We start from the raw sequence: 25,829 nt of genomic DNA on the forward strand, positions 1-25,829 counted from the left end.
AATAATTTAGAGGTGAACTTCTGATATAAAATCAAAAGTCAGAATTAGGGACGGCGCTATTTAAACATTGTTATCGCTTTTCTGTCAATATCGAAATATTCAGACTATAGAAAAAACATCGAATACAGTAGAATACTATCTTCTATCTTATTCACTGTTAATTATCTTTATGTCAACTTCAAACATCAGCCAAATACTAGTACGCAATAGTGAACTGTTATCAGCTAAAACACCTTTATTTATTAACTTAATGGCAGATGGCTTTATTGAAAACTATTTACTCGACAATCCGAATGCAAAAATAAGTTGTCACAATACTAATTTTTTTGATTATGAAGCAATAAAGAATAAATATAATAGCCAGATTAACACCAGTTTTAATAGTGAATATAAAACGGCACTAGAACACGATTTAGTCATTATTAACTTTCCTAAAAGTAAAGATGAACTTGCCTTTACTTTTGCGATGATTGCACCTTATTTAAGCGACAATGCTAAAGTTATTTTAGTGGGAGAGAAAAAAGGTGGCATACAGTCTAGCCCCAAATTGACTGAGAATTTTCTACAGGGTTGTCAAAAAGTTGATGCTGCGCGTCATTGTTTAATTTTTGCCGGTATAGTTAACGCTGAAAATCTAAATAAGAATTTCAATATCGAAGACTGGTTTAAAACCTATCAAATTAATATTAACAATATATCGCTTACTATCGCTTCATTACCGGGTGTTTTTAGTCAGAAAAAACTTGATGTCGGCACCGCATTATTATTAGATAACTTGCCTCAGTCTATGCAAGGAAAGGTGTTAGATTTTGGTTGTGGTGCCGGAGTTATTAGCTGTTTCATTGGCAAGAAATTTGAATCTACCCAATTAGACTTACTTGATGTAAGCGCCTTAGCAATAACATCAGCCCAAAGAACACTGGCGTTAAATAATTTGTCGGGTAATGTTTTTGCTTCAAATAGTTTATCTAACGTAGCAGGAAAGTATCAACATATAGTCTCAAATCCTCCCTTTCATCAAGGAACAAAAACCAGCTATCAAGCGAGTGAAGATTTTTTAAGGGGAATTAAGTCTCACATTATTCCCCGTGGAGACATCACCATAGTTGCTAATAGTTTTTTACAGTACTTACCAATAATGCATGAGCATATTGGTACAACAAAGCGATTAATCAGTAAGCAGGGATTTAACATTTACCACTGCAAAAAATAATTAATGGCCAACCCGACTTGATAAATATATTTTTTTCAGCGATTGTTATGCCATGAAAACAAAAAACAAATTAATATCTAATCGAAAATTTATATTCGCCAGTATTTTGGGCGTCGCTTCTTTCGTGTTGATCGTTATTCTAACCAGTATTATTTATATTGTAGAAACTCAAGAAGAATTAAAGTTAGAAAAATATACGCGTGCTTGGGCCAAATCTTTAGCTCAGGCAAATGTTACCTATTTAGTGGACAATACCAAAGGTGCAGAAAAGAAAGCAAACGCTAACCTAAAGAAACTCGTAACAGCTGACTACATTAATTATATTCATATTTATAAAAAAGGGAGTACTGAAACAACTTACTTTACTGGATTTAATAAAAGCATCTACCATCCAGCTATTCCAAGTAAGATCAATCAATTAAATGAGTTGTTAACGCTTAAAAATCAAGAGAATAATTTAGAGTTAGTTGTAGAAATAGAACAAAACAAAAACATTGTTGGCTATTTATACATTCAAGCAAGTAAAAAAAATATTCATGATTTTATTAGAGAGTTAACCTTCACTGCTATTCTATTTTTCTTATTTGGTTTAACCCTCTTTTTAATATTAGCCTCTTACATTAAAACTAAAATTAATCAATTGATTACAACCTTAGTTGAATCACTACAAGAAATATCACACAGTAAAAACTATGATGAAAGAATTGAATCTCTCCCATTTATTGAGTTTGATATCTTAGCCCAAAATATTAATGTTTTATTAAATAGAACGTCAAAACACATTACTAAAAAAGATGACACACACCAACAAGCGTTATTACAAAATAATATTTTGGCAGAAAAAGTACAGGCTAGAACGAATGCTTTGAAAGAGTCTAATCAGGAATTACTTTCAACCCTAGAAAAATTACATCAATTTCAAGGACAGTTAGTCGAAACTGAGAAAATGGCTTCTCTAGGAGATATGGTTGCAGGTATTGCCCACGAAATAAATACCCCGATTGGTTTAGGTATTACGGCTTCAACATTAATGAATGACCGTCTGATGGAAATAAAAAGAGCTTTTGAAGATAAAAGCTTAAAATCAAGTCAGCTGAAAAAGTTTCTAACGCAAGGCGAAGAAAATATAGAAATGATTTACCGAAACCTAGACCGTGCAGCAAAACTCATATCTAGCTTCAAAAAAGTAGCGGTTGATCAATCTAGCACTGAGACAAATATTTTCAATTTTAGAGTTTTACTTGATGAAGTATTCATCACCTTAAAAATGAGGCTACATGAACAGCACATCAACCTTATTATTAACTGTCCTGAAAACCTTATTGTTGAAAGTAAAGCCGGACAAATTAACCAAATATTAGTTAACCTTATTTTAAATTCAATTATTCATGGTTTTGAAGATAAGCCCGATGGTGAAATAAATATATCGGTATTCTATCTAAGTGATCAAGTACATATCAGCTATAAAGACAATGGGGTTGGTATTAATGAAAGTGTAAAAGCAAAGATTTTTGCTCCTTTTACCACAACTAAACGTGGCAGTGGTGCTAGCGGTTTAGGGCTTCACTTAGTATTTAATATTGTGACTCAAGCGTTAAATGGGCATATCGATTTTGAAAGCGAAATAGGTGAAGGCACTAAATTTAATATTACTTTTCCTGCTTTACTCTCGTCAGAGCAATAAATAAGAGTAATAATTTGCAATATAATTGTTATTTAATTTAGACTTAGTTAACATGGTTTACAAAATGTTAACCATACTTTCACTATAAAAACACAATAGATATAAAATTGTATACTTATATTAAAAATTTGCTTAAACATCTCTATTAAATTAACGGAATTGACATGGAAAACTATCAAATACTCATAGTAGAAGATGAAGACGTTACACGTTTCAATTTGCGCAATTTGTTTGAGGCTGAAGGCTATAAAGTCTTTGAAGCGTTTAACGAAGAAACTATGACCACCATGCTTAGTCAGAATGACATAAATCTAGTTATCATGGATATTAATCTGCCAGGAAAAAATGGTTTATTACTGGGCAGACAATTAGCGAGTAATAAAAACTTAGGATTAATTTTTCTAACAGGTCGTGATAGTGATATTGATAAAGTGTTAGGACTAGAAATAGGTGCTGATGATTACCTAACGAAACCATTCAATCCTAGAGAATTAACCATTAGAGCTCGAAATATTCTTAATCGTATTGGTAATAATAAAAACGAAATAGAGTTAGAACAGCCTATTGTCACTTTTAATGAGTGGAAATTAAACGGAAACTCACGAGAAATGACAAGCCCTACAGGCGATGTTATTCCTATCCCTCGCGGTGAATATAGAGCATTACGTTTATTAATAAAAAATCAAGGTAATATAGTTTCTAGACAAGAGTTAATTAAAGAAATGACTGGCCGTGATTTACGAGATAATGACAGAACTGTTGATGTAACCATTAGACGATTACGTAAACATTTCGAATCAAATAATAATACCCTCGAATTAATAAATACAATACACGGAGAGGGATATCGTTTTGTAGGAAACGCAAAATAACCTTACCTGCCTTAATATAAAAGTTAACAATTAATAAGCTATAAGCCAGCTAACCAATCATCAAAAGCCGCTATCGCTTGTTTATTGTGGATTTTAAGCTCAGCTAATTGATGAGCTTTGTCACTTGCATTTGTTGTTGTTTTTTCCATTTCTTTTAAACGTGAATGCAATGATTTTAAGCCAACACTACCTGCTGCACCTTTCATTTTATGGCAATGTTCTTGCCATAATTGTGAGTTATCAAACAACAATGAGCTTTCTATATCATTAAGATATAAAGCCACTTGTTGAATATAAAGCTCAAACATTTGTTTTACTACACCATGACCTAAACGTTGTACATAGTCATTCAGAAGCTCTTTATCCAATTGTATTAACTCATTACTTTCATTCATAAATTGTCTACTACCTTATTTATATTGCGCGAATTAATAATACCATTTTCATTAATTAAGTGAACAATTTAATACGTAGAAATGATCACATAGCTAGTGAGATTGGTATTAATTAATCAAATGTTAGTTTACTGCAATTAATCGTAAGCTAATATTTGATTAATTTTGAAGTAGTATGGCTATAAAAAATAAGATAGAATGTGCGGCCTTGAATTTACTTGTTGCGCGGTTATTTAGCTATCATCACGCAGCCTTAGTTAAGTAGCTATAGCTTAAAAAAGCGGAGTCACAATGCCGACAACGATGCCTGATATTGCCAACCATACCACAGCCCAAACAGAAGGAACACTTGACTGGGTTGGAATGAGCAATATTGAAATGCCAATGATGGTCGCCTCAAAAGGCCAGAGCGAACGTATGGTTTCAGCCCATATTGATGCATTTGTTAATTTAAAAGAAGCTCAGGCAAAAGGCATTCATATGTCACGCCTTTATTTACTTCTCGATGAATTATCAACCAGCGACGTACTAAACTATCAAAGTTTAGTAACACTTCTTGACGGTTTTATTAGTAGTCATAGTGATTTGAGTGATCAAGCAAAAGTTACTTTTAATTTTGATTATCACCTACGTAGAAAATCTTTAATTAGCGGAAAAGAAGGTTGGAAGGCTTATCCTACCACCTTAGTAGGTCATTTTAATCAAGGTAAGCTTGATATAGAAATGTCTATTGATGTACCTTACTCGTCTACTTGTCCTTGCTCTGCAGCTTTAGCAAGACAGCTAATTCAAAAAGCATTTCAGGATAAATTCAACGATACAAACGTTGATTTAGATTCAATTCATGAATGGCTAGGTACAACCGAAGGTATTGTTGCTACACCGCACTCTCAACGCTCTGTTGCACAAGTGAAAGTAAAACTTAATAGTGAGATCAACGATTTTCCTATTACAGATTTAGTTAATTTAATTGAAAATTCATTAAAAACACCAGTGCAAGCTGCTGTAAAACGTGAAGATGAACAAGAGTTTGCTCGTCTTAATGGTCAAAATCTGATGTTCTGTGAAGATGCTGCACGCCGTTTGCAATACAGTATGAATCAAGCAGAAGGCTATGATGATTTCTGGTTGAGAATAAATCACCTTGAATCGTTACATGCACATGACGCAGTTAGTGTAACCACTAAAGGTATCGCTGGCGGTTATCAACCTTAATCCCAAAGTATAAACCTAACAGTTTATAAAATAGCGCTTTAAGCATATTTCCTAAAAAGCCTCGACAATATTGTTGAGGCTTTTTTAATGGAAAACTATAAGTCCCGCTATTTATTCCCTCGATGTATATAGAAATCTCTTTGCTTTTTGTCAACTACAATAAATAAATCTTTACTATATTTATTCGCTACTTCAAATGGATTAAAAAGTAACTTATAATTCTTTTGTGATTTATACTAAATGGCATAATTTAATCTATATATAAACCTCTTCTCTTAAGTCACTATAAGTCCATGAATATACTAGTATAATTAAATGATAAAATAAAAAATAGCATTAAAATAGTTTTTTTAATAACAACTTATCTTCGTATATATTCAAATAATATGCATATATATTCACAAAAAGATTGACTAAAAATCATTTTAAGCGTACTTTTGCCGGCCGCTTTAAATAATGATTTTCATTAATGGCATATCGTCCCGTAAAGACTCGGTAGAAGTCTGACGTTCGATGCTCAAAAAATTCTAAATGATGTTCTGAAGGATCAGCAGTATACATTTTGAGCATTAAAAATATATGACTTAATTAGCAAACAAAATTTAGCTAATAAAATAGTTTGATGAAATAGGAATACGCAATGAATGATATGAGCAAAAAATCCCAAGGCCTTTACCGCCCAGAATTTGAACATGACAGTTGTGGCATTGGCTTTGTCGCTAATCTAAAGGGTAAAAAATCTCACGATATTATCGAAAATGCACTCACTATGCTGAGCTGTATGGAGCATCGTGGTGGTACTGGATTCGACGTAAAAAGTGGAGACGGTGCCGGTATACTTATTCAAATACCACACGACTTTCTAAGCCAAGAAATGGCGACCTTAGGATTAACGTTACCTGATGCCGGAAACTACGGTGTTGGTATGATTTTCTTTCCAAAAGATCTTGAGCTGAGCAAAACCTGTAAAGAAACGTTAAACCAAAATATCTCTGAATTAGGTTTATCTTTATTAGGTTACCGTAGTGTCCCTGGCGATAATTCAATGCTAGGTGCTGCTTCACTTGAAACTGAGCCTAACATTGAACAAGTATTCATTGCTAAGCCTGCTGAATTAACAGCACAAGAATTTGAACGTAAATTATTTGTTTTACGTAAGTATACTTCTCATCAAATTAATAATAGTCAAATCACTGAACGAGATGAGTTTTATGTCACCTCTATGTCATCACTAAAATTGTTTATAAAGGACAATTTACTACTGAGCAAGTTCGCCAATATTATTTAGATCTGCAGGACGAACGCACTATCTCAGGCCTAGCGATGTTCCATTCTCGCTTCTCAACAAACACTTTCCCAGCATGGCGCCGTGCTCAACCATTCCGCTATATTGCGCATAATGGTGAAATCAACACAGTACGCGGTAACATTAACTGGATGAACGCACGTGAAGCATTATTTAGTTCAGTAAACTTTAGTGATGCTGAATTAAAAATGTTGAATCCAATTTGTAATAAAGACAATTCAGATTCAGCCAACCTTGATATGGCGATTGAATTACTCGTATTAAGTGGTCGTTCGCTTGCACAAGTTATGATGATGATGGTTCCAGAAGCTTGGCAAACACAAGCAGATATGGATCCAACTAAACGCGCATTTTACGAATACTATGCTTGTATTATGGAGCCTTGGGATGGCCCTGCTTCATTATCTTTTACCGATGGTAACATTATTGGTGCAACTCTCGATCGCAACGGTTTACGCCCTTCTCGCTACTTATTAACCGAAGACGGCACCTTGGTTATGGGTTCTGAAACAGGCACATTATGTGTAGACCAATCAACGGTTGTTGAAAAAGGTCGCTTACAGCCTGGTAAAATATTTATTGCCGATTTAAATCAAGGTCGCATCATTAGTGATGATGAAGTGAAAACTCAAGTGAGTTCAGCACAACCTTATGGCAAATGGTTAGAAGAAAATAAAGTTGAATTAGACCAATTGCCTTTACCAGCAAGATCTAATGCGCAACCACCGTTAAAAGAACTACGTAAAATACAAAAAGCCTTTGGTTATACTAATGAAGATCTCAACTTAATCCTTGCGGGTATGGTTGGTACATCAAAAGAGCCATTAGGCGCTATGGGTACAGATACACCTTTAGCTGTGCTATCACATCGTCCACAACAACTTTCGCATTACTTTAAACAGTTGTTTGCACAAGTAACTAACCCACCAATAGATCCTATTCGTGAAGAGTTAGTGATGTCATTACGTGGCTACATTGGTAGGTCACTTAATCTACTTGATGAAACTGCAGGTCATTGTCACAAAGTTGAAATTGAACAACCTGTGCTAACCAATGAGCAGCTGCTTAAGTTACAACATATCGATAATAATCATTTACAGTCGAAAACCATCAGCATCACTTTTAAAGCAAGTGGCGGACCTGGCGCACTTAAAAGAGCACTTGACCGTATTTGTTTATACGCAAAAAATGCGGTTGAAGATGATTATGAAATCTTAATTTTAAGTGACCGTCAAGTTGACAGTGATCATGTCGCTATACCATCTATTTTAGCTACAGCAGCCGTTCACCATTACTTAATTCGCGAGAAGTTACGTTCGTCTGCCGATATTATTCTTGAGTCTGCTGATATCCGTGAAACACATCACTTTGCTGCGGTCATTGGTTATGGTGCCGCTGCCGTTAACCCATATTTAGCATTAGAAAGTATGTATGGTTTACGTGACGAAGGCGTACTTGATAGCAGTTTATCAAATGAACAGATTACCGCTAAGTACACTGCAGCAGTAGGTAGTGGTTTATTGAAAACCTTCTCTAAAATGGGTATTTCAACATTACAATCTTACTTAGGTGCACAAATATTTGAAGCCTTAGGTATTAACTCTGATGTAGTTGACGAATACTTTACGGGTACCGTTAGTCGTATTCAAGGCTTAAGCCTAGATCAAATCGCTCAAGAAGCACTTTTACGTCATCGTGAAGGTTTCCCTGAAGCGAATCGTATTGCTATTGAAAACTTACTACCAACAGGTGGTGAATATTCATGGCGTAACGATGGCGAACGTCATCTATTCAGTCCAACGGTTATTCGTTTACTTCAGCATTCAACGGCAAGTAACAATACTAACCAATTTAAAGAATATGCAAAAACAGTTGATGATCAAAGTAAAGACGCGTTTACCCTACGTGGATTACTTGATATCAGCAGTGATCGCCCTTCGATTGATATCAGTGAAGTTGAACCTATTGAAAATATTTTCAAACGCTTTGCTTCAGGTGCTATGTCATTTGGTTCAATCTCGTGGGAAGCTCACACTACGTTAGCTATTGCGATGAACCGCATTGGCGGTAAGAGTAACAGTGGTGAAGGTGGTGAAGATCCAATTCGTTTTACGCCGTTAGAAAATGGCGATTCAATGAACTCACGTATTAAGCAAGTAGCGTCTGGTCGTTTTGGTGTTACCAGTCATTACTTAGCTAACGCTGATGAATTACAAATTAAAATGGCGCAGGGCGCTAAACCAGGCGAAGGTGGACAATTACCTGGCGATAAAGTAGATGCTTGGATTGGTAAAACACGTGGTTCAACACCAGGTGTGGGTCTTATTTCACCGCCACCACATCACGATATTTATTCAATTGAAGATTTATCTCAGCTTATTTTTGATCTTAAAAATGCTAACCGTGAAGCACGTGTTAACGTTAAATTAGTATCAGAAGCAGGTGTTGGTACTATCGCTTCTGGTGTAACGAAAGCTTACGCTGACGTAGTATTGATTGCCGGTCATGATGGCGGTACTGGTGCATCTCCATTAAGTTCTATTAAACATACGGGCTTACCATGGGAACTTGGTCTAGCTGAAACACATCAAACATTAGTACGTAACAAGTTACGTAGCCGTATTACGGTACAAACTGATGGACAGCTTAAAACTCCTCGTGATTTAGCAATAGCGACGTTATTAGGTGCAGAAGAATACGGTATGGCAACTACAGCACTTGTTGTTGAAGGTTGTATTATGATGCGTAAGTGTCACTTAAATACTTGTCCAGTTGGCATCGCCACACAAGATAAAGGTTTACGTGATAAGTTTACTGGTCGTGCTGACATTCTAGTTAACTTCTTCACCATGATGGCTGAAGGTCTGCGTGAAATCATGGCAGAGCTTGGCTTTAAGAGTATTGAAGAAATGGTTGGTCAAACGCAGTGTCTTAAACAGCGTGAAGATGTAGACCATTGGAAATATAACGGTGTTGATTTAAAACCACTACTTCATAAAGAAGAATGTGGTGAGAATGAAACATTGTATAAATCAATTGAGCAAAAACATTTGATTCACGACATTATTGATCGCCAAATGATTAAAGATGCGCAAGCTTCGCTTGAGTCACAAACAAGTGTTTCACTTGAATATGACGTAATCAATACCGACAGAACAATTGGTGCCATGGTTTCTAACGAAATATCTAAGAAATATGGCGCAGAAGGCTTACCAGAAAACACTATTAACGTTAAATTTAATGGCTCTGCTGGTCAAAGTTTCGGTTGTTTCTCTGCGAAAGGCTTACGCTTTGAGCTTGAAGGTGATTCAAACGATTACTTTGGTAAAGGTTTATCGGGTGCAAACCTTATCGTTTACCCAAGTAAAGAAGCTAAGTTCTCACCACGTGACAACATTCTTATTGGTAACGTAGCCTTCTTTGGTGCTACTTCTGGTACTGCGTTTATTCGTGGTGTTGCTGGCGAACGTTTCTGTGTACGTAACTCAGGTGCTACCGCAGTTGTTGAAGGTATCGGTGATCACGGTTGTGAATACATGACTGGCGGTAAAGCCGTTATATTAGGTTCAACAGGTCGCAACTTTGCTGCTGGTATGTCTGGTGGTGTTGCTTATGTACTTGACGTAAATAATGACTTCGCGCCTAAATGCAACATGGAAATGATTTCATTAGAAACCGTTGACACAGATGCTGAAAGCCTTGAATTAAAAGCATTAATTACTGAACATTTCGACGCTACTGGCTCAGATGTTGCCAGTGAATTATTAGGTGATTGGAACAACAGTGTTAAGCGTTTTATAAAAGTAATGCCTGTTGATTACAAACGCATGCAAGGTTATATGAATGACGTACGTGAAAGCGGTAAGTTTGAGTCAGAATACGACATCGCCGTTCAAGCATTCGATATCCATTTAAACAAATTAGCTAGCGCAAAAGCTTAAGCTGACAAGGAGAATATATTATGGGAAATCCAACAGGGTTTATCAACGTAGGTCGTGCCTTGCCAACTGAACGTAACGCAGGTGAACGTTTAATTGACTGGCTTGAAGTATATGAAGAAATTCCACTTAAAGACGTAGAAAAGCAAGCTTCTCGTTGTATGGATTGTGGCGTTCCTTTTTGCCAATCGGCAAAATCTGAATTTGCACCAGTAGTTGCTGGTTGTCCGGTAAACAACATTATTCCTGAATGGAATGACTTAATTTACCGTGGTCGTTGGAAAGACGCGATTGAGTTATTGCATAAAACCAATAACTTCCCTGAGTTTACAGGTCGTGTATGTCCTGCGCCTTGTGAAGGTGCTTGTGTACTAGGTATTAACGAAGACCCAGTTGCTATTAAGCTTCACGAAAAAGAAATTATTGACCACGCATTCAAAGAGGGTTGGGTTGTTGCTCAACCACCATCTGCACGCACAGGTAAAACGGTTGCAGTAATTGGTTCAGGTCCTGCGGGTCTTGCTGTTGCTGCCCAGCTTAATAAAGCAGGCCATATGGTGACTGTTTATGAACGTGCCGATAGAATTGGTGGCTTGTTAATGTACGGTATTCCGAACATGAAACTACAGAAAGAATTAGTTCAACGTCGTGTTGATATCTTAGCGGAAGAAGGCATAGTATTTGTTACGAATACTGACGTTGGTACAGACGTTAGTGTTGAACAGCTTGAGACTGATTTTGATTCAGTAGTGTTATGTGTTGGCGCAACCGTGCCACGCGATTTACCGGTTGAAGGCCGTGAACTTAATGGTGTTCATTTTGCTATGGACTTCTTAAAAGCCAACACTAAGAGTTTGCTAGACAGTGAGCATAAAGATGGCCAATTCATTAATGCCGCCGGCAAAAATGTAGTGGTTATTGGTGGTGGTGATACAGGTACCGATTGTATTGGTACTTCATTACGTCACAAATGTGCAAGTGCTATTCAGCTTGAAATTATGCCTCGCCCACCTGAAGCGCGCGAAGAAGCTAGCAACCCATGGCCACAATGGCCAAAACGTTTGCTAGTTGATTATGGCCAAAAAGAAGCGATTGCTATTCAAGGACAAGATCCTCGTCAATACTTGGTAATGACGAAGAAAATTGAAAGTGATGGACAAGGTAATGTTAAAGCAGTTCACACTGTTGATATTACTTGGGAACGCAATGACAAAGGTCAAATGTTCCCACAAGAAGTTGCTGGTAGCGAAAAAGTAATTCCTGCTGATATCGTACTTATCGCAATGGGCTTTATGGGTCCTGAAGGTGGTTTGATTGAGCAATTTGGTCTTGAGCAAGATAGCCGTTCAAACATCGCTGCAGAATACGACAAGTTTGCTACCAGCAAGCCAGGTATCTTTGCTGCAGGTGATGGTCGTCGTGGTCAAAGCTTGATCGTTTGGGCAATTGACGAAGGTCGTCGTTGTGCACGTGAAGTAGACATTTACCTTATGGGAAGTAGCTACCTGCCGTAAATAATGAACTAACAAGCTTCATTTTAAAAACAAGTTATCCTCCGTCTAATTCTATGGCGGAGGGTATTAAGTTTAATACTTCATCTCCCACACTATAAAATCCTTCTATACCTCGAACTTTTATTCTGCGTCCCATAGCAGTCAAATTCACCTTTTTTATCAACCTTAATAATACCAATCTAACTAACTATGTGATCATTTCTACTTGTTAAAATCACCAACTACATCGTTATTTATTTAATAACTGGTTGTTCACTTAATTAATGAAACGGGTATAAAAACAGTTTTACATTCCATATGCGGAGTTATTTTTTACGCATTTCCAACCAAATCAATACCTGACGGTACTATTATCGATAAACCGCAGTAAAATATATAAATCATAAACTTATCATAGTTTTTGAAAAAATAAATTCGTAAAAACACTTAAATAACGTAAATAAAATACGAGTAAAAGCTCTAGTATTTATTGACCTTACACCTAAAAATAAGTAGTGTTATCCTCCCCTTCTTGGGTCAAAACGGAATAGTAAACGCTTTTTCTTACCTCGATTCCTTTATTCTGTTACCAAGTAGATATTTTTTAGGAGACAATAATGCAGCTTTATGATCATAGCGTTCAACGCGAAAATTGTGGCTTTGGTTTAATAGCCCATCAACATGGCGAAACGAGTCATAAACTAATTAAAACCGCTATTTCAGCGCTTGACCGTATGCAACATCGAGGCGGTATTGCTGCCGATGGTAAAACAGGTGATGGGTGTGGTTTATTATTGCAAAAACCAGATACTTTTTTCCGTGCTGTCGCTGAAGATAATGGTTGGAAGCTGGGGAAAAAATATGCCGTAGGTATGATTTTCTTAAACCCAGATCCTGTAGTAGCTGCATTATCTAAAAAGATACTTGAAGAAGAATTTGCAGATGAAAGTTTAACCTTAGTTGGCTGGCGCACTGTGCCGACAGATACCTCAGTATTGGGCCAAGCAGCAATCAACAATATGCCTGCAATTGAGCAAGTTTTTATTGATGCTCCTCCCGGTTGGCGTAATCGTGATTTAGAACGTCGTTTATTTATGGCTCGTCGCCGTGCAGAAAAGCGTATAACCGATGATGTCTTTTATGTCGCCAGTTTATCTTGTTTGGTAACTATCTATAAAGGCTTAATGATGCCTATAGATTTACCAAATTTTTATTTAGATCTTGCCGATATCCGCATGAAAAGCGCTATTTGTGTATTCCATCAACGTTTTTCAACGAATACATCGCCACAATGGTATTTAGCACAACCTTTTAGATATCTCGCACATAATGGTGAAATAAATACCATTAAAGGTAACCGTCAATGGTCGCGTGCTCGTTCTTATCGCTTCAAGTCGCCTTTATTACCTGATTTAAAAGATGCCGCGCCATTTGTTGGTCAAGCAGGTTCTGACTCTTCTTCGTTAGACAACATGCTTGAACTGTTTCTTGCTGGTGGTATGGACTTATACCGAGCTATGCGTTTATTAATGCCACCTGCATGGCAAAATAGCACCTTAATGGATGATGAATTACGTGCTTTTTATGAATTTAATTCCATGCATATGGAGCCTTGGGATGGACCTGCAGGCGTAGTAATGACGAATGGTCGACATGTCGCTTGTAACCTCGATAGAAATGGCTTGCGCCCTGCCCGCTACGTTATTACTCGAAATGGTTTTATTACCCTCGCATCAGAAGTCGGCATTTGGGACTATGGCGAAGATGAGGTTATTGAAAAGGGTCGTGTCGGTCCTGGTGAAATGTTAGCGCTTGATACCTATACAGGTAAACTATTTAATTCAAATGATATCGATAATGAATTGAAAGGCCGTCACCCATACCGAGAATGGTTAGATCAACATGTTCGTCATTTAGTGCCTTTTGATCAATGTGAAGCGAATCAAATTGGTGTGCGAATTTTCTCTGATAACGAAATGAGTCAATACCATAAAATGTTTAATTACAGCTATGAAGAAATTCATCAAGTGATTAAAACATTGGCCGAAAATGGGCAAGAAGCTACTGGCTCTATGGGTGATGATACTCCTATGGCGGTATTATCAAGTAAACCTCGTGTTTTATATGATTATTTCCGTCAACAATTCGCACAAGTAACTAATCCACCGATTGACCCATTACGTGAGCGCTTTGTAATGTCACTTGGTACATGCATAGGCCGTGAACATAACGTATTTAATGAAACGTCAGGTCATGCTGACCGTATGTTATTTACTACACCTATACTAATGTATACCGGTTTAAAGCAATTACGTGCATTAGATCCTGAACATTATCGCTCAGATACCCTAGCCCTAACCTACCATAAAGATGAAGGTTTAGAGGCTGCTATTATTCGGTTATGTGATGAAGCGGAAGATTTGGTTAAAAACAAAAGTACGGTTATCTTAATACTATCAGACAGAAATATTGATAAAGAATTATTGGTTATTCCGGCAGCAATGGCCGTTGGCGCGGTACAAATGCGTTTAGTTGATCAACAGTTACGCTGTGATTCCAATATTATTGTTGAGACCGCTTCTGTTCGTGATTCGCATCAATATGCCGTGTTACTCGGTTTAGGCGCCACAGCAATCTATCCTTATTTAGCGTTTGAAACAATTGAACAATTAGTAGAACAGGGGCAAATTAAATTAAGTGCTCGTGATGCGATTGTTAATTATCGCGAAGGAATAGATAAAGGTTTATTAAAAATACTCTCTAAAATGGGTATCTCGATTATTGCCAGTTACCGCTGCGCAGGACTATTTGAAGTTATCGGCTTAAATGAAAACATAATGAAACTATGTTTTAGTGAATTACCTAGCCGAATTCAGGGTGCTGATTTCAGTGATATTGAGCAAGACAACATTAATCTTGCACGCAAAGCCTTTTTACCGCATCAAAAAATGTCTCATGGTGGTTTGCTTAAATACGTACACGGTGAGGAATATCACGCTTTTAATCCTAATGTAGTAACCTACCTGCAAAGTGCTGTTCGAAACGGTAATTATGACGACTATAGAAAGTTTGCTGATGAAGTAAATAATCGCCCTGCAGCTATGCTTCGAGACTTATTAGTCTTTAAAAGTGGCTGTGAAGCAATTGATATTTCAACAGTTGAAAGTAGCAGTGAAATGTTTAAGCGTTTTGACTCTGCAGCCATGTCAATTGGCGCACTTAGCCCAGAGGCGCATGAAGCATTAGCTATTGCGATGAATCGTTTAGGTGGCAGTTCAAATTCAGGTGAAGGCGGAGAAGACGAACGTCGTTTTGGTACAGTAAAAAACTCACGTATTAAACAAATTGCCTCTGGACGTTTTGGTGTAACACCACATTATTTAGTTAATGCTGATGTACTACAAATTAAAGTTGCTCAAGGTGCTAAACCGGGTGAAGGTGGTCAATTACCGGGTGATAAAGTATCACCATTAATTGCTAAACTTCGCTATTCAGTGCCAGGGGTTACCTTAATATCGCCACCGCCTCATCATGATATTTATTCTATTGAAGATTTAGCACAATTAATATTTGATTTAAAACAAGTCAATCCTAAAGCGGTTATTTCCGTTAAATTAGTGTCAGGTCCAGGTGTTGGTACTATCGCTGCGGGTGTTGCTAAAGCTTATGCTGATTTTATCACTATTTCAGGCTACGACGGCGGTACTGCGGCGAGTCCGTTAACCTCAGTAAAGTATGCAGGTTGCCCATGGGAATTGGGCTTAGCCGAAGCCCATCAAGCACTTGTAACGAATGGCTTACGTCATAAAGTACGCTTACAAGTAGATGGTGGTTTAAAAACAGGTGTTGATATTGTTAAAGCCGCTATTTTGGGCGCTGAAAGCTTTGGTTTTGGTACTGCGCCTATGGTTGCCTTGGGTTGTAAATTCTTACGTATTTGTCACTTAAATAACTGTGCTACTGGTGTTGCGACACAAGATGAAGTATTGCGTGAGCAGTTCTTTAAAGGTTTACCTGAACAAGCAATGAATTATTTCAAGTTCATCGCTCAAGATGTACGTGAAATTCTGGCCAGTTTAGGTGTAGCAAGTTTAACTGACATCATTGGACGCGTTGATTTATTAACACAAGTTGACGGCATTACGGCTAAACAGCAAAAGTTAGATTTATCACCTATCATTGCCCCTGTAATCGCTGCTGATAATACAGCCCTTCATCAAACTGAAGGAAATAAACCATTCGATGAAGGCATACTAAATAAAAAAATGCTCGACGTTGCAAAGGATGCTGTTGCACATAGTAGTGGTGGCGAATTCAGATTTACTATTCAAAATACTGACCGCTCAGTAGGTGCTACTTTATCAGGTGACATTGCCCGACAACATGGCGATCAAGGCATGGCATCTGCGCCAATCACTATGCACCTATCAGGTACAGCCGGTCAAAGCTTTGGCGTTTGGAATGCCGGAGGTTTAAACCTTACCTTAACCGGTGATGCTAACGATTATGTTGGTAAAGGAATGACCGGTGGTGTGATTATCGTCAAACCACCAAAAGGTGTAGATTACCTAAGTCATAAAACAATGATTATGGGCAATACCTGTTTGTATGGTGCTACTGGCGGAAAATTATATGCTTGTGGCCGTGCGGGAGAACGTTTCGCAGTACGTAACTCAGGTTGTCATGCTGTGGTCGAAGGAGCGGGTGATCATGCTTGTGAATATATGACTGGTGGTATCGTCACTATTCTTGGTGATATAGGCGTCAATTTTGGTGCTGGTATGACCGGTGGTTTTGCTTACGTATTAGATGAAAAATCTGATTTAGATATCCGCTTGAATACTGAATCTATTGAAATGTTAGCTGTTGACGATTTATCGATTCATAGAGAACATTTACGTGGCATCATCAATCATCATTTTGAAGAAACAGGTAGTTTACGCGCGCAAGATATACTGCAAAATTTTGACAAATTCGCACCATTATTTAAATTAATTAAGCCAAGTGCGACCGATGTTAAAACATTATTAGGTCACCGTAGTCGTTCAACGGCTGAATTACGTGTACAAGCACAATAATTAATTGATAAGGAAAGAGAGCCATGAGTAAAAATGTTTATCAATTTATTGATGTAAAACGAATTGACCCAACAAAGAAGTCGATTAATGAACGTAAAATCAACTTTGTTGAAATTTATCAACCTTTAGGTGAAGAGCAAAGCGCAGGCCAAGCTGATCGCTGCTTAGATTGTGGTAACCCTTATTGTGAATGGAAATGTCCTGTTCACAATTATATTCCACAGTGGTTAGAGCTAGTTACGGAAGGTAAAATTTTTGAAGCTGCTGATTTATGCCATCAAACGAATAGTTTGCCAGAAATGTGTGGTCGTGTTTGCCCGCAAGACAGATTATGTGAATCAGCCTGTACATTAAATGACGATTTTGGCGCGGTAACTATCGGAAATATAGAGAAACATATAACTGATACCGCCTTAGCACAAGGGTGGAAACCTGATCTGTCTGATGTGATTAAAACAGGAAAGCGTGTCGCTGTTATTGGTGCGGGTCCTGCTGGCCTAGCGTGTGCAGATGTATTAACTCGCAATGGTGTTGAGGCTGTTGTATATGATCGTCATGCACAAATTGGCGGTTTATTAACTTTTGGTATTCCATCATTTAAATTAGAAAAAGAAGTTATTCAAACTCGCCGTGAAATATTCGAAGGCATGGGAATAGAGTTTAGATTAAATATCAATGTAGGCGTTGATATCACTTTTGAAGAAATCAGTAATGAATTTGATGCTGTATTTTTAGGCCTTGGCACATATAAAGATATGAGTGGTGGTTTTGAAAATGAAGGTGCCACAGGTGTATATAATGCGTTAGATTTCTTAATTGGTAATACTCAAAATGTTATGGGTATTACAGAAAAGGAATCAAACCAAGTAAAACCTTACGTTAGCTTTAAAGATAAAAAAGTTGTCGTGCTTGGTGGTGGTGATACCGCTATGGATTGTGTTAGAACGTCTATTCGCCAAGGTGCTACAGAAGTTACTTGTGCATATCGCCGTGATGAAGCCAACATGCCGGGTTCACCTCGTGAAGTACAAAATGCCAAAGAAGAAGGTGTTAACTTTGCTTTTAATATACAGCCACTTGATATTGCTGTTGATGACCAAGGTAAAGCCATTGGTGTTAAGTTTGTCAAAACTGAACTTGGTGCACCAGATGCCAACGGACGTCGTAATCCAGAGCCTATTGAAGGTAGTGAGTTTGTGATGGAAGCTGATGCCGTCGTTATCGCCTTTGGCTTCTTACCAAGCCCACCACAATGGATGATAGACGCCGGTGTTGAACTTGACTCGCGTGGTCGTGTTATTGCAATAGATAACAGTGACTTTGCATTACAAACAAGTAAACAGAATGTTTTTGCCGGTGGTGATATGGTACTGGGTTCAGATTTAGTGGTTACCGCTATTGATCAAGGCAGAAAAGCAGCATTAGGTATTTTAGACTTCGTACTTATCGAAAGCTAACGTTTCTAGTTTCTAGTTTCTAGTTTCTAGTTTCTAGTTTCTAGTTTCTAGTAAAGCTTATCAGGCTTCATACGCCGGATAAGCTTTTTTTATTCAAGTAATCAATCGTTATAGTCTCATTATCCTGCTCTCACTCGTCATCCTGAACTTGATTCAGGATCTCGGTTTTATTCAACCACACGCATGAGATTCCGTATTAAGTGACCAACGGAATGACGAATTATTGGCAGTATTAAAAAACCTACGGAATAACGAATTATTGAGTGATATTGAGTAACTGGTGAAATAACATGCTAACTATCAAGCAAAAAATACAACTGTGCCAGTCCATAATACGGCAGCTAAACTCGCAGCAAAAGTCGCGGGGACTATTTGCGATTTAACATGATCCATCATGTCACAACCTGTCGTCATCGAACTTAGAATAGTAGTATCTGAAATAGGTGAACATTGATCACCATAAACACTACCATTTAATACTGTAGCAAAACACACCATCATAAATAGCTCTGGGTTATCAATTCCTGCGCTTTGCGCAATAGCCCAAGCTAAGGGCATAGCTAATGGAAAAGCAATAGCAAAGGTCCCCCAGCTTGTTCCTGTAGAAAAAGCGATGACCATTGCTATTACTTGTAAAAATACGGGTAACAACCAATAAGGCAATTGCTCTGAAAGCAGTGATACCAAATACAAACCACCACCAATTTGTTTGCTGATAGCGCCTATGGTAACGGCTAACATTAAAATAACAGATGCCAGTACTACGCCTTTTAAGCCATTACCAAAACCATCAATAATATTACTAAGTGACATCCCTTTAGCTAATGCAATAAATGCACTTAATAATAACGCAGCACCAAATGCCCAGTTGATTTTGGGAGAACCAGAAAAAATAAAAGTTAGTACCGCAATAGCGATTAAGGTCACTAACGGTAAGATAAACTCGAATACATGCGCTTTATAGCCATCAGGAACATCACAAGTTTGTAATTCTTTGGCACTTAATGGTTTAGCACCAGGCGCATCTAACTCTCCAGTGGTTGCTGCTCGATGATGAGCATCACGAATACGTTTTCCTGAGAAAGTTGTTATATTTAAACTAAGCAATAAAGTGCCAATTACCGCCAAAATACCATAAAAGCTAAAAGGTACGGCTGAGAAGAAAAAGGCTAAACGATCTGCTTCTGTCGCTAAAAACGCAACGCCAGGAACAAATATCAAGGCTTGAATATAGGCAGGCCAAGCATTAAAAGCAATAACCACCGCAATAGGCGAAGCGGTTGAATCAACAATATAGCTCATTTCTTCATGGCTAATTTTTGCTTTGTCAGCCAACGGACGCACGGTAGTTCCTACCAGTACGGTACTCATGGTGCCACCTTGAAAAAATAAAACACCTAGAAACCAAGCGACTAATTTTGCTGATTTTTGCCCGCGAACAAAGTGCTTAATCATATAATCAGCAAAAGCTTGTGCTGCACCGGTTTTTGACCAAATACCGAGTAAGCCACCTAATAACCACAAATAGAGTAACAGAATCCCTGCGGTACCTACTTGCGCGAGAGATGGGATCAATATTTGATCAGTAAGATCATATTGCCCTATCATAAATGCGCCAATAACAATACCACTAAATAATGCGGTTAATGGCTCTCGAGTTAACCAAGATAATAGAATAGTAATAAAGGCGGGTAATAGTGACCAAAGGCCATAATGATAAGCTGTGCCTACTGTAGTAGCTTCAACATAGTAATTAACATATAACGCTGAAAAAATGCCTAAAATTAAAAGCAATAATGCGATGAAATTACGATTGCTGAATGAGAAATTAGCGCTCATAAATACAGAACTCTAAGTCATAATTATTTTTATCATCACTTTCTCGTAATTCACTACTTACTTTATTCCAGCCATCATCATCATAATCTGGAAATTGGGTATCACCAACAATATCAGCTTTTATATGAGTAACATATAAACGATCAGCACTCGGTAAGCAGTGTTTATAAATAGCCCCACCACCAATAACCATGACTTCAGATATAGCCTCCTCCACATCATTAACTAATGCTAATGCTTGTTCAACTGAAGTAACTACATCAACACCTTCTGAGCCTTTTCCCTGCGGAAGATAGTTTTCATCACGTGAAATCACAATATTTCTGCGGCCAGGTAATGCCCGGCCAATAGATTCATAGGTTTTTCTTCCCATAATAATAGGCTTACCTACCGTTACTTTTTTAAAATAGGCTAAATCTGCAGGTAAATGCCAAGGCATATCATTATCTTTGCCGATAATGTTGTTATTAGCCGTTGCTACTATCATAGAGAGGATGGTCATAGAAATCCGAAACAATGTTATTATTTAATAATACATTATCGCTAGATTTTCCTTAAAAAAACAGCCCTGATTTTTATTCGTTTAATGAGATTAAAGAGCACGTAGAAGAACCGAAGCCCGAGTTGAACAATTAAAGTTAACTTTAAAGTATCACTATCTGTTTTCGTTCTGTTAGACATTCAAATGAGGCCACTTCAAATTCTCGACAAACCAACGGACGATTCTCGTAAATAGTGCACATTAAGGTATCTCTATCAACCGCTGCACACCAACCATCATCTAAACGTAACATAGTTTCACTGCCCCAGTTATCGACAGCAATATATCTATCGGGCACTCCTGTATCGGTAAGCACCATAACCTCTAAACGACAACAGCAGGCTTGACAGTTTGAACAGGTAATTTCGGGCTCTGGCTCTGTTATATTTTTAACTTCTATGGACATAAGTGGCTTTGATAATTTTATTTAAGCTATCATACTTCAAAGTAACAACTTTTTCGAAGTACACTGTTAATAACTTTTGGTCTGTAGATAAATTCAAGGTTAGATAATGGAAGCGATCACACTGGTAGCCATCATCTTAGTTCCTTTTGCTATATTCAAATAATAATAATAAGCAATGTAATAATCTGATTCATTAAGCTATTTTAAATATTTTTTTAATAATTCTAGACGTGGTTACAGCAACAATTATTCCAATAAAGAAATATAACGCAATTAAATAGTTTGTAAAATCAGCGGTATATATTTCATTATTAGCCAATAAACATTTTCCTGTTTCATAGCTAAATACTCCGCCATGATCAACACAATCGTCAACTAGAATAAAATCATTTAGTAGCCAAATAACTAAGAAGCTTACGATCACGCCGATAAATTGTGGTATTGAATATTTACTCATACTTTCCTAAAACATAACGCCCTTATATGACGCGAGATTATTGGCTAAACAAAAGCAAAAAACAACTGTTCTTTTACTATCTAGCACTTTATAACAGACATAAAAAAAGAGTAACAACCCACGGTCATTACTCTTTTTATTGTTTATTTTATAACGAGTCTTTATTTAGTCGATATAGAATACTTTAAGGACGGTATTCGACTTCTACATCGTAATCGTCTTCATTCCAGTCATCGTCATCAAGATCGTCATCTAAACCATCATCAGCCATTGCACCTTCATGGTATGTATCCCACTTAAATTCAACATTCTTACCATCAACAACTTCTTCTTCTTCTGGTGGTAATTCTTCGATGAAGGTCATTACTTTCTGAGATAACTCTTGTGTACCCATTTTATTAAAAGCTGAAATACTGTGTACTTCACCCTTCCAATCAAGGCCAGCTAAAATAGAATCTGTTAATTCTTTAGCTTCATCTTCAAGCATTAGATCAAGTTTGTTAAAAACAACCCAGCGAGGTTTGCCAGCTAGTTTTTCATTATGCTGCTCTAGCTCGCTAATAATTACTTTAGCGTTCTCTAATGGGTCTGAGCCATCAGCAGGCATAATATCAATGATATGCAATAGTATACGACAGCGTTCAAGATGCTTTAAGAACTGTGTTCCTAAACCTGCACCGTCAGCTGCGCCTTCAATAATACCCGGAATATCAGCAATAACAAAGCTTCGCTGTGTATCTAAGCGTACTACACCTAGGTTAGGCACTAATGTTGTAAACGGATAATCGGCTACTTTTGGTGTTGCTGCTGATACGCTACGAATAAGCGTAGATTTACCGGCATTAGGTAAACCTAATAAACCAACATCAGCTAAAAGTAATAATTCAAGTTTTAAGCTTCGAATTTCACCCGGCGTACCATCAGTTCTTTGACGTGGTGCTCGGTTAGTACTACTTTTAAAACGAGTATTACCTAAACCATGCCAGCCGCCTTTAGCAACTAGAAGTCTTTGGTCTTTATGCGTTAAATCACCAAGTATTTCACCCGTATCAATATCCGTAATACGCGTTCCTACAGGTACTTTTAGCACTAATTCATCACTACTTTTACCTGTACAGTCACGACTTTGCCCGTTTTGTCCGCGTTTAGCACGGTGAAAACGTTCAAAGCGATAATCAATAAGTGTATTTAAACTCTCATCGGCTACAAGGTAAACATCGCCACCATCACCGCCATCGCCACCATTAGGGCCGCCATATTCAATATATTTTTCTTTACGAAAACTGACACAGCCATTGCCGCCATCGCCAGCTTCAACTCTGATCTCAACTTCATCAACAAATTTCATGGTGTTTTAAACAACCCTAATATCTTGTGGTTTTTATGTTACTAGTATAAACGATTTTTGCCTGAGAAAGAATCATCATAGAAACAAGTTAAAAAATAACCAAAAAAAAACCTCGCATGATGCGAGGTTTTTAGAAAATCGAATTTAAGATTAGTCAGCAATAATGCTAACAAACTTACGATTTTTCGGACCTTTTACATCAAACTGAACTTTACCGTCAGATAATGCGAATAAAGTGTGATCTTTACCGATACCCATATTGCTACCAGCATGGAAACGAGTTCCACGTTGACGAACAATGATGTTACCAGCTAACACTGATTCACCACCAAAACGTTTAACACCTAAACGTTTAGCTTCTGAATCACGACCATTTCGTGTACTACCTGCCGCTTTCTTATGTGCCATGTCAAAATGCTCCTAATTAGCCATTAATACCAGTAATTTTCACTTCAGTGAACCATTGACGATGGCCCGCTTGTTTACGTGAATGCTTACGACGTTTGAATTTTACAATAGTAATTTTATCAGCACGACCTTGGTTAACAACCTCAGCCACTACTTTACCACCGGCAACATAAGGTGCGCCTACGTTGATTTTTTCGCCATCGGCGATCATAAGAACGTTATCAAATTCTACTGCTGCGCCTACTTCAAGCTCAAGCTTTTCTAGGCGAACTGTTTGTCCTTCGGTTACACGATGCTGTTTACCACCGCTTTGGAATACCGCGTACATAGCTACTCCGTACTGCGCCATCTCTTAGTTAAGTTAAATGACGCTAAATTTAAAAATATAGGGCGCGAATTCTACGCGAAGAAAGCGAACAGAGCAAGAAGAAAAACGATCATTTCTAAAGTTTTTCTTCTATTTAGCCAAATGAGTCCAATAAAATATTAATTTAATAACAAAGTACTCAGAAAGAACGTTTGCCGCTTTATTGTCGGGCAATTTAGTGTAGAATTTGACAGATTAACCTTATATTTTAAACTACTAGCCGAAGCGGAAATTAAGTATTGTGGACATAAAAGCAATTCAAGCACTCTCTCAACATGACATGAACAAAGTTAATGAACTTATTCATGGACAATTACATTCAGACGTTGCTTTAATAAATCAATTAGGCATTTATATTGTTAATGCGGGCGGCAAGCGAATGCGCCCTATGCTGACGGTATTAACAGCACAGGCATTAAACCACGATCAGTCGGTACCATTAGGTGATAAACATTGTACTATTGCGGCAATTATTGAGTTTATTCATACAGCAACTTTATTGCATGATGACGTCGTTGATGAGTCAAACATGCGTCGAGGCCGTGAAACCGCTAATGCTATATTTGGTAATAGTGCCAGCGTTTTAGTTGGTGATTTTCTTTATACACGTTCTTTTCAAATGATGACTAAATTGGGTGATATGCACATCATGGATATTTTATCTGATGCGACGAATATCGTTGCCGAAGGTGAAGTATTACAATTAATGAATTGTAATGATCCTGATACTACCGAAGAAAGTTACATGCAGGTTATTTACTGTAAAACGGCTAAACTTTTTGAAGCAGCCACTCGTCTGGCCGCGGTGATCACTAAACAAGATAGCAAAATTGAACAGGCTATGGCTGATTATGGTAAATATTTAGGTACAGCATTCCAATTAGTCGATGACATAATGGATTACACTGCAGATGCTCAAGAAATGGGCAAAAATGTTGGTGATGATCTTTCTGAGGGTAAACCAACCTTACCTTTACTTTATACCATGGCACACGGCTCTGAGACCCAGAAACAATTAGTTAGAGATGCAATTGAACATGGTAATGGTATGGATCATTTAGACGAAATTCTTGACGCTATGAAGCAAACGGGTGCTTTAATATATACGCAGAAAAAAGCGGAAATAGAAGCGGATAAAGCAATCAATGCTTTATCGATATTACCCGAGTCTGATTATAAAAAAGCATTAACAGCCTTAGCGCACATAGCAGCAAATAGAAGTGCTTAATTAATCAACTACAGCTAAGTTATTAATTATTAGATATATTTATGTTATTCCTTTAGTTAATAAGATTATTATTAAAAATATACTGCTTACGAGAAAAAATTATGAGTTCAGATAATATATACGAAAATAACCCATTACACGGTATAGGTTTAGAGCAAGTACTAACCGAGTTGGTTGATCATTATGGTTTTGAAATTTTAGACGCTTACTTAAATTTAAATTGTTTTAAAAATAAGCCTAGCATTCAATCAAGTATAAAGTTTCTGAAAAAAACAGATTGGGCAAAAGATAAAGTTGAAGCTTTTTATTTGTATCAATATAAAAGCTTGCCTAGAGCCGATGATACTCAATTTGAGCTACCGCCTCGTGATCGCATAGTGCCTGCCGATCAAAAGCCAGGAGAGCCTGCTGAGTTAAGTTTTGAAGATGCTGAACGGTTACGTCAGAAAAGAGCTGAAAAGACACGAGCTAGAGCTTCTGCGGCTACTCCAGGTAATCCTTGGGGCAAATAAAGTGTAAAGAAGTAAATAAATAAGAAAAGGGATTTTAATCATACGATTAAAATCCCTTTTTATTTAACTTTA

17 protein-coding genes and 1 pseudogene are annotated in these 25,829 nt (G+C 37.4%); 10 read left to right on the forward strand and 8 right to left on the reverse strand.

Features of this window, described 5'->3' with window-relative positions:
- The first annotated feature begins 169 nt into the window (after window positions 1-169).
- From GQS55_RS16260 to arcA, 3 genes are all read left to right on the forward strand, one after another.
- The gene (locus tag GQS55_RS16260; RefSeq protein ID WP_159821487.1) at window positions 170-1,213 is read left to right on the forward strand and encodes a methyltransferase; all 1,044 of its coding nucleotides are present in this window, start codon (window positions 170-172) and stop codon (window positions 1,211-1,213) included.
- Between the two features lie 52 nt (window positions 1,214-1,265).
- Window positions 1,266-2,897: a sensor histidine kinase gene (locus tag GQS55_RS16265; protein WP_159821488.1), complete on the forward strand. Its 1,632-nt coding sequence runs from the start codon at window positions 1,266-1,268 to the stop codon at window positions 2,895-2,897.
- Window positions 2,898-3,061: 164 nt separating this feature from the next.
- Window positions 3,062-3,769, forward strand: coding sequence for a two-component system response regulator ArcA (gene arcA / locus GQS55_RS16270; protein ID WP_159821489.1), 708 nt, complete (start codon window positions 3,062-3,064; stop codon window positions 3,767-3,769).
- 38 nt (window positions 3,770-3,807) lie between these two features.
- On the opposite strand, the gene GQS55_RS16275 is transcribed toward arcA, so the two are convergent.
- Complete coding sequence (locus GQS55_RS16275; protein ID WP_159821490.1) at window positions 3,808-4,164, reverse strand: Hpt domain-containing protein; 357 nt, start codon at window positions 4,162-4,164, stop codon at window positions 3,808-3,810.
- A 291-nt stretch (window positions 4,165-4,455) separates the two neighbouring features.
- Here GQS55_RS16275 and folE2 point away from each other — a divergent pair, with 291 nt between their 5' ends.
- From folE2 to GQS55_RS16300, 5 genes and pseudogenes are all read left to right on the forward strand, one after another.
- A complete protein-coding gene (gene folE2, locus GQS55_RS16280) occupies window positions 4,456-5,379 on the forward strand; it encodes a GTP cyclohydrolase FolE2 (protein WP_159821491.1) in 924 nt (307 codons plus the stop codon).
- A 640-nt stretch (window positions 5,380-6,019) separates the two neighbouring features.
- Window positions 6,020-10,626 (forward strand): annotated as a pseudogene (gene gltB, locus GQS55_RS16285) (glutamate synthase large subunit).
- A gap of 20 nt (window positions 10,627-10,646) precedes the next feature.
- Window positions 10,647-12,137: a glutamate synthase subunit beta gene (locus GQS55_RS16290; RefSeq protein WP_159821492.1), complete on the forward strand. Its 1,491-nt coding sequence runs from the start codon at window positions 10,647-10,649 to the stop codon at window positions 12,135-12,137.
- Between the two features lie 596 nt (window positions 12,138-12,733).
- Complete coding sequence (gltB, locus tag GQS55_RS16295) at window positions 12,734-17,194, forward strand: glutamate synthase large subunit (protein WP_159821493.1); 4,461 nt, start codon at window positions 12,734-12,736, stop codon at window positions 17,192-17,194.
- 23 nt (window positions 17,195-17,217) lie between these two features.
- The gene (locus GQS55_RS16300; protein ID WP_159821494.1) at window positions 17,218-18,651 is read left to right on the forward strand and encodes an FAD-dependent oxidoreductase; all 1,434 of its coding nucleotides are present in this window, start codon (window positions 17,218-17,220) and stop codon (window positions 18,649-18,651) included.
- A 300-nt stretch (window positions 18,652-18,951) separates the two neighbouring features.
- Here the strand turns inward: GQS55_RS16300 and GQS55_RS16305 are convergent, their stop codons facing one another.
- The 7 genes from GQS55_RS16305 to rplU form a co-directional block, all read right to left on the reverse strand.
- Window positions 18,952-20,490 carry a Na+/H+ antiporter NhaC family protein gene (locus tag GQS55_RS16305; RefSeq protein ID WP_159821495.1) on the reverse strand — a complete coding sequence of 513 codons (1,539 nt, stop codon included), beginning with the start codon at window positions 20,488-20,490 and terminating at the stop codon, window positions 18,952-18,954.
- Window positions 20,480-20,992, reverse strand: coding sequence for a type 3 dihydrofolate reductase (folA, locus tag GQS55_RS16310; RefSeq protein ID WP_159821496.1), 513 nt, complete (start codon window positions 20,990-20,992; stop codon window positions 20,480-20,482). Before folA ends, GQS55_RS16305 begins: the two co-directional genes overlap by 11 nt.
- 142 nt (window positions 20,993-21,134) lie before the next feature.
- Entirely contained in the window at window positions 21,135-21,437 is a 303-nt protein-coding gene (locus GQS55_RS16315; protein WP_159821497.1) for a YkgJ family cysteine cluster protein, read from the reverse strand.
- 193 nt (window positions 21,438-21,630) lie between these two features.
- Window positions 21,631-21,894: a hypothetical protein gene (locus GQS55_RS16320; RefSeq protein WP_159821498.1), complete on the reverse strand. Its 264-nt coding sequence runs from the start codon at window positions 21,892-21,894 to the stop codon at window positions 21,631-21,633.
- A gap of 184 nt (window positions 21,895-22,078) precedes the next feature.
- Window positions 22,079-23,242, reverse strand: coding sequence for an Obg family GTPase CgtA (gene cgtA / locus GQS55_RS16325; protein WP_159821499.1), 1,164 nt, complete (start codon window positions 23,240-23,242; stop codon window positions 22,079-22,081).
- Window positions 23,243-23,392: 150 nt separating this feature from the next.
- On the reverse strand, window positions 23,393-23,650 hold the full coding sequence (rpmA, locus tag GQS55_RS16330; protein ID WP_159821500.1) for a 50S ribosomal protein L27: 258 nt from the start codon (window positions 23,648-23,650) through the stop codon (window positions 23,393-23,395).
- 16 nt (window positions 23,651-23,666) lie between these two features.
- Complete coding sequence (gene rplU / locus GQS55_RS16335) at window positions 23,667-23,978, reverse strand: 50S ribosomal protein L21 (protein ID WP_159821501.1); 312 nt, start codon at window positions 23,976-23,978, stop codon at window positions 23,667-23,669.
- Between the two features lie 280 nt (window positions 23,979-24,258).
- Here rplU and ispB point away from each other — a divergent pair, with 280 nt between their 5' ends.
- Complete coding sequence (gene ispB / locus GQS55_RS16340; protein WP_159821502.1) at window positions 24,259-25,245, forward strand: octaprenyl diphosphate synthase; 987 nt, start codon at window positions 24,259-24,261, stop codon at window positions 25,243-25,245.
- A 101-nt stretch (window positions 25,246-25,346) separates the two neighbouring features.
- Window positions 25,347-25,757 (forward strand): VF530 family DNA-binding protein, encoded by a 411-nt coding sequence (locus tag GQS55_RS16345; protein ID WP_159821503.1) that lies wholly within the window; start codon window positions 25,347-25,349, stop codon window positions 25,755-25,757.
- Window positions 25,758-25,829: the final 72 nt, after the last annotated feature.

Origin of the sequence: Colwellia sp. 20A7, from assembly GCF_009832865.1 — a bacterium.
GTDB lineage: Bacteria > Pseudomonadota > Gammaproteobacteria > Enterobacterales > Alteromonadaceae > Colwellia.